The sequence below is a fragment of the Methylocystis sp. genome (assembly GCF_051061225.1).
Classification (GTDB): Bacteria; Pseudomonadota; Alphaproteobacteria; order Rhizobiales; family Beijerinckiaceae; genus Methylocystis.
Window position 1 is genome coordinate 40352 of the sequence record NZ_JBPFEB010000149.1, and the last position, 11945, is coordinate 52296.

An 11945-nucleotide genomic window follows, 5' to 3' on the forward strand; every position below is an offset into this window, starting at 1 on the left:
AGTTCCGGTGAACTTGTTGTTGCCGCAGCCGCCGCGAACTTTTCTAGAGGTGCTAATCATTTTTGCGAGGTCCAAAATGGCTATCAGACAAGTGACAGTCCCATATCTTCGCGGTTACGACTTTGGTATAGGAGCTGACCTTTCTTCTGGTAGCCCGATGGGCTTATCAGTGGAAGGGGCTGTCACACCCGTGCGCGATAGCCCTGGCGCCAAAGTGAATATCGAGATTCAGCGTGTCCACTCTACAGGCGAGCTAGAAACAGCCTTAGGTATCGACGTTGACGCTAGTTATGGATGCGCTGCTTTTGGTGCAGGAGTGTCAGCAAGGTTCAATTTCGCGAAGAAGTCCAAGGTTCAGACTAACTCCCTTTTCATGTGCATTACGGTCAACGTGGAGCTTGCTTTCCTACAAATCGACGACCCGGTTTTGACATCACCTGCGGCGGAAATCGTCAATCGGTCAGATCTGTTCGCATCTCGGTACGGAAATATGTTTGTCCGAGGCATCGGGCGCGGCGGTTTGTTCGTCGGAGTCTTGCGTATTGACACCGGTTCATCGGATGAATCGCAGGACATTTCAGGAGAATTAGAAGGTTCCTATGGGCTATTTTCAGCCTCAGCTAAGACAAAGCTAGAAAGCATCCAAAAGAAATACAGGAGTGAAGTTTTCGTTCAGATGTATCACGAGGGAGGACCGGTTGATCTCAGGATAGAGGATCTTACAAATCCGCTTGAGCTTTTGGATAACGCCAATCGTTTTCTAGAGAGCTTTCGCACATCACCGGATACAGTAGCGATTCCTTATTTCGTTACCCTTGCGCCAATCCAGGTTGCCCGCGGCCCTCTTCCGCCCAATGCTGCCCAACTACAAACGGCGCAGGACATCATCGTTTTTTGCGCGAAACGACGCAGTGTCCTTCTCGATCAGATTAATCTGCTGGATTTTATTAGACAAAATTCTTCGAAGTTTGACTTCACCAAGGGACCAGATACCGGAAGCATCATTAAAGCTACGCGGGATGCCGAAGAGGATTTTCAGTTGATCGCGGATTGCGCCGGTGCGGCTATGAACTCGCCTGAAGAGGCTAAGATGCCAGCTGAATTTGCAAAGGCGAGGGGAGAGGCCTTTCCCAAACTGGTCATGCCGGACCCAATGCCCGCGCCCAGAGGGGCAAAAATAGTCTTGGTGCCGGATTTTGGAAATTGCAAAAGTTTTCTCGAGTGTACTAGCTTAGCGGCAAACAACGGTTTGCACTCGCAGCAAGTTCAAGCAGCAGTTACCCCAGGAGATTTCAAAGTGCTGAGCGTATCTCCTCCGGTCGGAACAGCCGTTTCGGAAGGGAGCATAGTGACCATCACTACTTGTCCTCTTAAACAAGATAACGGACCTCTCGTCTCGAGAGATGGCGGAACGCGCCGCCGCATAACGATCTAGGACACCTGGGGCGTAACTTTCCTCGCAACCAGCTCGATGTCTCGGACCTTTTTAAGCGATCAGGAACTGATAGAGAAAAGGGAAAACAGTCATGACCGATGAGACAGCGTGGTTCCCCCTATTTGAGTTTCAGGACTGGGCCTATCAAAGTTTCTTGATCCTTCCCCAGCCGGATGAAGGTCCGGCGTCAACAGAAGCGACAGTTACCGCGAAAGATTGGGCCACAGGCGAGTTCTTCTGCGGTCAAGCATTCAAGGCGACGGATGGGTACAGCTTAGATGGACGCGTCGTATTTCGTCCAGGAGTTGAGCTGCCCGTCTCCGCTAGAGGTTCTGCTCGAAAGGGAGATAGTCTCCTTACGTTCGAAGCGACGGCGTGCAGTAGCGAGGGAGCCACGAAGGGAGTAGTTTACGAACTCGTCGGCTGGGTTTTTCCGGAGCTTCCGATCAGCGCCGGCGCAGCTAGGGTCTTGTGTGTGAAGGGGACAGTGCGAGCTGTTCGAGGGCCTGATGCGAAGCCAGATTTCGACCTAGCCGGTGTTCCCATTCGATCCGATCCGGTTGGCTTTTTTCTTATAAAGAGAGCAGGTAAATAAAGGTGTTTTCAGTCGCCAAAACCCCCGCAGATGAAATGATCAGCAATCGAGGTAATTCCATTCAAGCAGCGGGGCGCTGAAGTTTCCTACAAAGGAACAGCGCGATTGCATCTTCTGCGCCTGGCGCCTCGATTCTGAGGAGGATTTCTGGCGGTGCAACGGCTGCCAGTGAGGCTACGGTGGCATATGAATGCAGCGCGGGCTCAATCGGTCATTATTAGCCCGATAGACCTGTTGTCTGGTGACTCTGCCAAGACCGCTTGCATTCAATGCCACTAACGAGCGCACTGTTACTATTATTCGTCGGCCCATCAATCTCTCTCACTTCCCCGACTTCCCAGAAGTTCCAAATGGAACCACGACATTGGTTCCCGCCGTCGCACCAAAGTCCCTCCGGAATAACCTCTATTCCAGCGACGGCCGTCACCGGCTTCTTTGATGAAGGTCCCTGAGGCTTAACCGTTCCCCGCTCCGCCGGTTTCCTTTATCAGGGGCTTGGCAGATGACCGACTCTTAGCTGAGGGCTGAGCACTCGCTGACTCGGTTAGAGGGACGGCGAGTGAAGCTGTAATTGCTAAGATAAAGACTGCACCTCATCTGCGAAATGCTAGACTTCGATGCGGCGTCAGCTGAAGTTCAAGCTATAAAAACCGAACCTGACCGCGTCCCTAAATAAACGTAACGTAACCGGATTCGCTCTCACGATGCTCTCCCGCCACGTCTCGCGATGAAACGGTCAGGGTTTGGCTTAGTTCGTAATGATGGGGTCGGGGGTTCGAATCCCTCTTGCGGCACCAGTAAAATCAAGCAATTCGAAAAAATCTACGAAAAATCGCGGACCCATTTGCGGAGCTTTCAGGGGGCCGGACGGCGATTCCGTGCGACATGGATGCGACATGGAAGTGTGCTAGAAAGGGCATCATCTCCCGTCGCGATCGTCCGCGGCCCTTAAGGGAGGGACCAATGGCCACCTGTGCCCCGGAACCCGACACATCCCCGATGGCATGCATACGGTGCTTGGACATTGCCGAGCGTTGGTTGACGGCATGCAGCTCGACTGTTTGCGTCCCAAGGATGGAGGCTTTCGCTAACTTCTCAGACGAGAGGCTGGCGGACATGTGCATTTCGAGGTGGCGCCTCGACCAAGATCAGGGCGATGACAACCACCTAACTTGGCTTGAAGCACATGAAGCGAGCCGGGATTTGCTCGTCTGGGCGTTTTCCACACACCGAGCTTTTGCTATCCAAGAGCCACACGGCGGCTGAAGGGACCTGGATGAAGATCTTCCCGCAGATGCATCCGCCGCCTGGCCTTGCCGATCCCGGGCGGCTCCTTAGGTATTCCCTCGGGTAACCTATTCCCAGGGATTTCCCGTTCTAGCCCGGTGGCCCAACCGGGCTTTTTCTTTTCCAGATCGAAAAAACGCCGCCGATATGTCGATTGCGGGAGAGGTTTCTCCTGATCTGCGCCACTTTCCTCCCGGTCCTCCCAGCTTGGCCGAAGCGCCCTAAATGCCTTAAGGCCTGCCTCGACGAAGGCGAGCATTTCAAGGGAGAACATCGATGCGTTTTAATATCAAGGCGCCCATGTTCGGCGCAGTCGCCATTCTTCTCGCGGCGATGCCGTCGAATTCCGCAGTCCTTTCCAGCGCGGCCGATCTCGGTGACGGCGGCGCTTCTATGTCGCCGCCGATCCAGCAGATTTCGCACGGCGTCCCCGCGGGGGCTCGATGCATGAAATGGACCCGCCGGTGGAATTTTAGACACGGGTTCGGCCATCGCCGTTGCGTTCAATGGCGGTAAAAACGCGGGCTCCGGCGCATTGAACCGATAATCAGCAGAAAAACGCCCGGCCTGTCCATCCGAGGTCCGGGCGTTTCGTCGGCATCGGGATATGCTGGGAGCAATTTACGCCCGCAACTTGTGCATTACAAGGGCGCCGCTATGGTGGGGGCGGAGGTGCGCCATGGCAAAATCACAAAAGCCTATCCCCTACGCGTCCATGCGCCTCGCCAAAGCGGCCTATCTCGCTGGGGCAGGCCACTCGGCGGCGGAGATCGGCGCCGCCACCGGCATGAAAACCGGGCACGTCTATTGGCTGCTTTTCCGCACGAAGCTCAAGGAGACGGGCGAGCGCCTTGCAGGCATGCATCTCGGCGAGGACGGTTTACTCGCCGCCGCGATCCTCATGCGTATCGCTGCAAATTATGAGCGGGCGCGCGAAGTGGCGGACTTTGAGTTCCTTCTCGGAAACGGCGAGGGGCCCGAGGTGAGGTTGAGGAAGGCGAAGCCCGCGGGACCAGCGCCCGACCTAAGCGAGGGGGACGGGCAATGAACCAGGATTTGATCGAGGAGTCATTCCGTGTCGCAACCCGCCTGGCCGGGGATCGCGGCATGCAGATAGACGAAGCCGTGCTGAGGCAGGCCATAGTAGCCGTCGCCGGAGATCGCAACGGGCAGGACGAGCCGTGTGAAATCGCCGAGGATGCGCTGGACCTGTTGGGCAAGGATGCTGGCCCATCATCCTCGCGCCGCGGCCGCAGGCCGTTTTAGCGCAAACCGGGTCTTCGGCCGCACGAGGCAAAAATAAGGTTCACGGAAGCAAGGTTAGGCGGTCTTGAGCCTGCCTTTAGCTCAATCGCTTCTTCTCGACCGCCACGTCAATCAGCTCTCTGATGTCGGGGCGCACTTTCTTGCTTCCAGTCTCGAAGAGGCCTTGAACGGTTCCGGCCCGGATCCGCTGGCCGCGCGTCAGATACGCACGCTTGGCCTCGGCTTCTTCTGGGGTTTGCCTCGGTTTTCGCATTCCTGCCAGATAGCGCGCCGCTCTTGATCGACGAGCGCCGCATTCCTTTTTCCCCTCCGAGACTCTCAGAGCGCTGGCGGCCCGAGGCTCCAAAAAGGGCCGCCAGCACGCCTGTGCTGAAATCCAGGCGACGCATCGGAGGCTGGAAGCTTCGGCGCGCACCGAAAATTGGCGCCATCCTGTCTGCCCAGCAACCTGTGGGAAATACGTGTGACAATTCAGCAAAAATCTCCCACTCGCCAGAATCCATGTCCCGCCCGCCGCTGCTTTCAACGAATATCGCTTTGTTCAGCCGGTTGGGAAATGCAGTCGGAGGATGATGTGTCATCTTGCGGCCTGTAGGGGCGGCTCGTTAGGTCAGCACCGCGATCCGTCCTGCCCCTCGTTGGTGTGCCGCGTAGCGCGTCACGACTGCCTCCGCTGCGCATCGGCGACCAGGGCCGGCGCCTGCGCCATGGCCAGCGCCACGCCCCGCCTTCAACATTTTGGCTAGGCGATCATGCCGATGTCACCGACCCACGCCGGCGCCAGCGTAACACCGTCAGAAGTCCATCCGCCAAGTTCATCGGAGAACACCTATTGGGTGATCTCCGCATTAAATGCGGGGAGATTGTCGGCGCCAATGATGTTGAGAAACCAGCTGCCACTTCCGTTCTCAAATGAGCCGGTGACGACCATGGCGCCGGTGCTATCCACAAAGCCCAGACGCCGGGCCTCAGAAGCAAGGAAATCTGCGCTTGGGGCTGAGAAGATGATGTCTTGCATGTCATGGACCTGTATTGACGACTGATTTCGCCTGTAGGGACGAATCCGAAAGCCGCTTGTCGTAGATCGAAAGAATTTGACACCACCCTGCCGGCATGTTCGACCCGTTGTTGCCGCCAAGGTAGATTGTGGACTCGATCGCGCCAAAGGCGTTCGCATCGGACTGCGCTGCTGAGCCGTTGTAGCTGATGGATCGGCCCGCTGTGGATCACGCCAGCCCCGCGCGTCCTTGCGCGCCTGCCGTCGGCGAGGCGGCGTAGGCGGGTGGGACTATCGGTCATCGGCGAACCCTCGCCGCAAATAGGTTGCCCATAAGCCTCCGCGACCCGGTGGGGGTTAAACCCAGGAGCCGATGGGGGCGTCAACCGGATACGGGCAACCGCGCGCAAATCCGCGAAATTCGAACAGGGGGTCGAGGCGATCTCCCGAAGGCGGCAGAGGATGGCGGCGGCCGGCTGTTTGCGCCGTGCCGATGAGGGTCTGCGCAGTCATCGCGGACCCTCGAATGCAGGAGCGATTGCGGCCTCCATGAGTTGGCGCTCCGCACGGATCGAGTGGAAGGCTTGCAGCAGCATGGCTCGCAAAAGCTTCTCAGGCGGGATGGACGGCCGGCTCCCCAGCCAGGGCGGCAAGCGCCTCGTTCGCCAGGCCGCGGATGACCTTTCAGTCAGCGCCCTACGATTTGAGGATTTTTTCTGCAAGAAGAGGCTGATTTTATGGCGAGAGAGACGGGGCTCGAACCCGCGACCTCCGGCGTGACAGGCCGTGAATTATCCTTTGAAGTCAGTTCTCTACAGTCGGAATTGGCCCGAAAAACACCCCCGAACTCCAAGGATCACGGGCTGGATTTGGAACGTGATCGCGGCTGCTTGGGCGGCTCGTCGATGGTACGGCGCTGCGCCGTCGTCTTGGCCTCAACATAAGTGCGGTTGTAAAACTTGGCGGCCGCCAACCCTCCGAGGCGGCGGCGCGCCTTATGGAGAAAAGAAATATGAGAAAACTTGTTTTGAACCTACTTCTGGGGGCCTCCCTCGCCTTCGCGGGGGCGCCTGCGGAAGCCTGCACGCGGATCCTCTACGAGACGGGCGACCCGTCCTACATCGTCGGCCGCACGATGGACTGGATGGTGGATCCCCACACTGATCTCTGGGCCTTTCCGCGCGGCATGAGTCGCGACGGCGGCGTCGCTGACGCCCCGCTGAAATGGGCCGCCAAGCACGGCTCGGTGATCAGCTCCTTCTACAATCTCGCGTCGGTCGACGGGATTAATGACGCCGGGCTCGTCGCCAATGTGCTCTACCTGGTCGAGGCGGATTACGGCGACGCGACGGTCTCGAAAAAACCAAAGCTCTCGATAGGCGCCTGGGCGCAATATGTGCTCGACCATTTCGCCACGGTCGCCGAGGCGGTGAAGGCGCTGGAGAAGGAGCCCTTCGTTCTCGTCGCGCCCGACCTGCCGGGCGGCCACAAGGCGGCAGGCCACCTCTCGCTCGCCGACGCTTCCGGCGACAGCGCGATCTTCGAATATATCGGCGGCAAGCTCGTCATCCATCACGGGCCGCAATATAGGGTGATGACCAATTCACCGCCCTATGCCCAGCAGCTCGCCATCAACGCCTATTGGAAGACCGTCGGCGGATTGGAGTTCCTGCCGGGCACGGCGCGCGCCTCGGACCGTTTTGCCCGCATGAGCTGGAACCTCGACGCGGCCCCCAAGGTGAAGGGGGACCCAGTGCTCGCGACGGCGGAGGTCTTCTCGCTGGTGCGCGCGCTTTCCGTCCCGCTCGGCCTCGCCGACCCCAAGGAACCCAACATTGCCTCGACCATCTGGCGCACGGTCTCAGACGCCAACGCGAAGCGGTATTTCTTCGAGTCGTCCTACAGCCCGTCGATCTTCTGGGTCGACCTGGACAAGGTGCTGACGGCGACGGGCGGCAAGCCGGCGAAGCTGGATCTGAAGGGGCATCCGACGATTTTCGGCGAGGCCTCCGACAAATTCGCGCCGGCGGAGCCGTTCAAGTTCATCGGACAGTGAGGGAGGCGGGGGATAGTCGCTACAGAAAGCACACGGGTTGCCTTGTTCCAAAACTCTTCGTGAAATCGGGAGACATTTTGGATTTGAACGCATCGCGGCTGTCTAGCGAGCATACGATTACTCGTGTCCGCTGCCGGTAGAAGGCCGGCTTGAAACCTCGCCGCCAAGCTTAGATGCTTGGCGGCGAGCAGGGCTAATTGGGCGCGCGTCCCCGTTGTGCCGATACGGCGCCGCTTCCACTATGACGACGTGATTAGCTAAGTTGCGAAACCTCAGCCAGACCGCAGTCAATCGCTAAGGCACGCGCCGCGAGCCGATCCCGGATAACGTCGAGGCGGCAAGGCCCCCGCCATGGAGCCACCAGAACACGCAGACGCTCACGCATCTCGGCGCGCGCGCCGTTGTACAGAACGGGCGCGCACGTCTGAGGATTGGCCTCGGGCGCGCCGTAGAGACGCAGATAATCGGCGAAATTGTTGAAGGTCTCGCTGACGTCGAGAAGGCTTTCGCAGGCGACGCCCTCAGCGAAGATCACGTCGTGCGTTTCGAGCTTGATATGGAAATATTCGAGCTCGTCGACTCCCTCCGCCGCATCGGAGACGATGGTCTTTCCGTTCACGAGCTGTCTTGCCCGGACCAGCATGCCATCGAAAAGCAGCGCATGCCCGCCGGTCACCCAGAGATCGCGATGCGGGACGCCAGCCGCGATGGCGCCGCGGCGGATGCGGACGGGCCGCACGTCCTCGACCCACGGCTTCTCGGGATTGCTGCGCCGATAGCGATGATGTCCGATCCACTGGATCGGCTGAACGCCGCCGAATTCGGTCGGCAGCAGATCGCCGATCGAAAGGTCTTCGACGTTCCGCTCGCCGTCGACCGTGAGGATCCGCGTGCCTTTCAGAAAGCAGTTTCCGGGGCTGTTGGGCGTGACGCCGCCGCCGGATGAGCAATGCTTGTTGCCAAAGGCGAATCCGTTATCGCAGCCGTTAGCCTCTCCATTATCGCCATGATCTGCAAAGGCCTTATCGACCCGCGCTAGCGCGGCAGAGGCTCCGACAACGCCAATCGCTAATGCGTTGCGCCCTGCGATGGCCAAAAAGCGACGTCTACGTAGGGGGTCCGTCGATTCTTCACGTATATGACCGCTCATACTCATGGATTCCTTTCTCGACATTGAAAATGAGAACTGCGCCCGCACGCCGTCGTTCTCAGAGCTGCGCGCAGCCTGAGTTGTGAAGCGCACTGATGCGGTCCCCTTTGCTTCCGCTGAGACGGAGCGGAGTCTCTGCGCCCGACTTCGGCCATCGAATTAGGCGGCAGGATGGAAGTATTAGGCTAAGCGTAACGAACAGTAACACTCTGCGTTACTTACTGTTTCTTGTATTCCTTCCGTTTGCCTAGGTATTTCCACGTAGCTAATCTTACTTACCCAAGGCCTGAGTTCTGTCAAGGGCCGATGCAAGCGAACGATATGTCGATGCGTAAGAGAGATGCCTGGAAAACCTTGTACCGCGCTGGCGAGCGCGCGATTTGCTTTGGAAGACGCTGGGCCGTGCCGGCAAGGGAGGACGAGATGTGGCCGACGAACTCTAATGCCTTGGCTAAGTTTTGAACTGGCGAACGAATCGCGGTCCAAGGTCTTCGAAATGGGCGAAAAGCTAAACTCTTGCCACAGCGTGCAACATGACTAAGAAAGCGCTGCGGACAGTCAACGCAGATAAGAGCCCAGTGAACGAGACGCCGGCAGCGGCGCGCTGCGCAGAGCCGCAGAAGAACCGCAGGCTGACTTTTGGGGATTGTGTCGATGACTTTTTTCGCAGCCAAGGATGGCAAATAAAGAAAAACCGCACGCAGTGGGTTACATCGCTTATCAAATTAGCTGCGCCGCTCCGCTCCAAGCCGGTTGACGAGATAGATACGGCTGCATTGCTAGCGGTTCTCACCCCACTGTGGTACGAGGCTCCGGTTACGGCGGCTACGCTTCGCCGCCGGATTGAAGCCGTGCTGGAGGCAGCGCGAGTGCGGGGCGATTTTCCAAGGAATGTGGATAACCCTGCCCGTTGGCGCGGCCACCTCGACAAGCTCTTGCCTGCACGCCTCCTACAGCCGCGTGGGCAGTGCGCCGGTATGTCATACCGCGATATTCCAGCCTTCATCGCCCAGCTAAGAGAGAGAGAGGCGGTCGCGGCCTTGGCGCTCGAGTTCACAATCCTGACTGCAGTGCGCTCGGCTGAGGCGCTCGGGGCGCGGTGGGATGAAATCGACACACCCGCGAAGCTGTGGGTAATCCCGGCAGAACGCATGCGAGCACGGCGAGAGCATCGCGTACCCCTTTCGCGTCGAGCGGCAGAAATTCTTGACCGGCTGTCCGAGACGCGGGCTTGCGAATATGTGTTTCCGGGGCATCGCTCCGGCCGCTCCCTCTCGAGCACAGCAATGGATATGCTGCTGCGTCGTTTGGAGTTTGAAGGCGCCACGGTCCTCGGTTTTCGCTCCGCGTTCCGTGACTGGGCGGTGGACGAGATCGGGTTCGCCTGCGCGGATGTAGATGCGGTTTTGGCGCAGGGGGTCGGCGATAAGACAAAGCAAATCATCCAGCCCGACAATGCTCTCCAAAGACGGCGAGAGCTTTTGGACGCATGGGCGCAGCACTGTGAGTGCATGTCCGCCTCGAACGCCGCGGAGTGCTCGCATCCGGACGGGTTTGGATGAAATTTAATACAAGGGTATCGCTGCGGTTCTCGCCTACTTTTCAGGGTGCCCATTGAACAAGCCCCCGTCAGGTTCCGAGCGTCGGGATCCCGATGCGCGTCCGCCTTAGTGGAAAAATTTCTGCCCATCAGGCCAAATCTTGGAGATGGTCCAATAGAGGAATCCGGTTCCGAGGAAGCCAACAGCGACTAGGAAGACTTTCTCCCCTCCCTTTGCTGCTTTCTCCCGCAGCGTCCGAAGGAAGCTCATATCCGCGCGAATAGCTTCCCGCTCCTCAGCGCGTTTGCAATCCAGTCCGAATGTCACCTCAATCTTGTCGGCCATCGCCTCCTTTATTGCTGTTGGCAAGGTTTGGATGGCGAATTCGCGCAATGCGCCCTCGACGATTTCCTTGACGCATTCCCTCGTCAGATCGTTCTCGCTCATCCTTCGCGGGCTCCGACTTTATTGGCAAAAGGCGCACTTCGAGCGCGCCTCTTCGTTTTCAGGATCAACCGGGGCTCACTTAAGGCGCAGCCACCGGGGGCGGCGCTGCCGCCTCGGCATTATCGGCGGCGCGGTTCGCGTCATTGATCAGACTTTCCAATTCCGCTGGTCCAATATGCTCTGCCTGCAACTCGCCCACCTTGGCGATCAACCGCCTATTGGCTTCAATCAGGCGTGCCTGCGCCGCCCTGAGATCGTCAATTTGCGCCATGATCGTTTCCTCTCTGTGCTCGAGCCTGGAGAGACGACGGAAGACATTCCACCAAGCCATTTGTCGCCTCCATTGGGTTTCCGGGGATCCGCCCCGGCGCGGGGTCGCTATTCCGCCGCGCTGAATTCCCGTTGCACGTCGGAATAGAATTGCTGGCAGGCGAGGACCGCCCGGTTGGCTTTAATCGCCGTGGATCGGTTCTTCAGCGCGAAGACCCGGGCGTCCATGCCGATCTGCGGGGCAGGAAGGGCCGCTCGCGCGCAGGACGCAGCCAGCGGGGGCAGATGGGGCCTAACGGGCTCCAGCGGCGTCGTGCTGGCGCACCCGCCCAGCGAAATCAGCGTCGATGTCGCAGCGATCCACGACAGCGGTCTTCGTCCCGGCTGGGGCAGGAACATGGTCGGCTTCCTTTTTGGCGAGTTCGGATTGCAGGCGGTCGATCTCCGCCGCCATGGCGGCGTCGGCTTTGGCGCCGGCCGCGAGGCGCGCGCGGTCGGTGGCGGCGATGGCGTCGGCGGCCTTGGCCTGACGGGACGCCTCGGCCTGCTGGGCGACGACCGCCGCCGCGCGCGCCTCGGCTTCCCTCTTGGTGCAAGCGACGCTCGCCCGGTGATGGCCGGAGGAGAAGCCGACGACCGCCGCAATCAGTATCATGCCGAGGGTCGACGTCGCCAACGACCAGAGGCCGGAAAAGATGGGAAGGAGCGTCGGCATCGTCAGAACCTCGTGTTCAGGCCGTCGCGGGCGTTGCGTACGCGCTCTGTCAGTGGCGGATTAAATCTCCCCAGTTATGGCATTTGAAAATTCCCCAGTTTTCGTGACGACCGGGCTTCCAGGGCATGCCCTGGAAGCCCGGTCGGCGCGCCGACTCACCGATGCTTCTCCCCTTGGCGGCAGGGA

General features: G+C 59.1%; 10 protein-coding genes and 1 pseudogene. 5 read left to right on the forward strand and 6 right to left on the reverse strand.

Annotated features, from left to right (window positions below):
• The first annotated feature begins 7 nt into the window (after window positions 1-7).
• The 3 genes from ACR652_RS26135 (at window position 8) to ACR652_RS26145 (ending at window position 4583) form a co-directional block, all read left to right on the forward strand.
• Window positions 8-1435, forward strand: coding sequence for a PASTA domain-containing protein (locus ACR652_RS26135; protein WP_434509402.1), 1428 nt, complete (start codon window positions 8-10; stop codon window positions 1433-1435).
• A gap of 2561 nt (window positions 1436-3996) precedes the next feature.
• On the forward strand, window positions 3997-4365 hold the full coding sequence (locus ACR652_RS26140) for a hypothetical protein (protein WP_434509403.1): 369 nt from the start codon (window positions 3997-3999) through the stop codon (window positions 4363-4365).
• On the forward strand, window positions 4362-4583 hold the full coding sequence (locus tag ACR652_RS26145; protein WP_434509404.1) for a hypothetical protein: 222 nt from the start codon (window positions 4362-4364) through the stop codon (window positions 4581-4583). Before ACR652_RS26140 ends, ACR652_RS26145 begins: the two co-directional genes overlap by 4 nt.
• A gap of 829 nt (window positions 4584-5412) precedes the next feature.
• On the opposite strand, the gene ACR652_RS26150 is transcribed toward ACR652_RS26145, so the two are convergent.
• Both ACR652_RS26150 and ACR652_RS26155 read right to left on the reverse strand, forming a co-directional pair.
• Window positions 5413-5601 carry a hypothetical protein gene (locus ACR652_RS26150; RefSeq protein ID WP_434509405.1) on the reverse strand — a complete coding sequence of 63 codons (189 nt, stop codon included), beginning with the start codon at window positions 5599-5601 and terminating at the stop codon, window positions 5413-5415.
• Window positions 5602-6125: 524 nt separating this feature from the next.
• Window positions 6126-6212, reverse strand: a pseudogene (locus ACR652_RS26155) (transposase); the annotation flags it as partial.
• A 380-nt stretch (window positions 6213-6592) separates the two neighbouring features.
• Here ACR652_RS26155 and ACR652_RS26160 point away from each other — a divergent pair.
• Window positions 6593-7636 carry a linear amide C-N hydrolase gene (locus ACR652_RS26160; RefSeq protein WP_434509406.1) on the forward strand — a complete coding sequence of 348 codons (1044 nt, stop codon included), beginning with the start codon at window positions 6593-6595 and terminating at the stop codon, window positions 7634-7636.
• 253 nt (window positions 7637-7889) lie between these two features.
• On the opposite strand, the gene ACR652_RS26165 is transcribed toward ACR652_RS26160, so the two are convergent.
• Window positions 7890-8732, reverse strand: a complete 843-nt coding sequence (locus ACR652_RS26165; RefSeq protein WP_434509407.1) for a Hint domain-containing protein — start codon at window positions 8730-8732, stop codon at window positions 7890-7892.
• A gap of 587 nt (window positions 8733-9319) precedes the next feature.
• Here ACR652_RS26165 and ACR652_RS26170 point away from each other — a divergent pair.
• Window positions 9320-10348 carry a tyrosine-type recombinase/integrase gene (locus ACR652_RS26170; protein WP_434509408.1) on the forward strand — a complete coding sequence of 343 codons (1029 nt, stop codon included), beginning with the start codon at window positions 9320-9322 and terminating at the stop codon, window positions 10346-10348.
• 105 nt (window positions 10349-10453) lie between these two features.
• Here the strand turns inward: ACR652_RS26170 and ACR652_RS26175 are convergent, their stop codons facing one another.
• From ACR652_RS26175 to ACR652_RS26185, 3 genes are all read right to left on the reverse strand, one after another.
• Window positions 10454-10774 (reverse strand): hypothetical protein, encoded by a 321-nt coding sequence (locus tag ACR652_RS26175; protein WP_434509409.1) that lies wholly within the window; start codon window positions 10772-10774, stop codon window positions 10454-10456.
• 79 nt (window positions 10775-10853) lie between these two features.
• Complete coding sequence (locus tag ACR652_RS26180) at window positions 10854-11105, reverse strand: hypothetical protein (RefSeq protein WP_434509410.1); 252 nt, start codon at window positions 11103-11105, stop codon at window positions 10854-10856.
• Window positions 11106-11336: 231 nt separating this feature from the next.
• Window positions 11337-11759: a hypothetical protein gene (locus ACR652_RS26185; protein ID WP_434509411.1), complete on the reverse strand. Its 423-nt coding sequence runs from the start codon at window positions 11757-11759 to the stop codon at window positions 11337-11339.
• Window positions 11760-11945 lie beyond the last annotated feature (186 nt).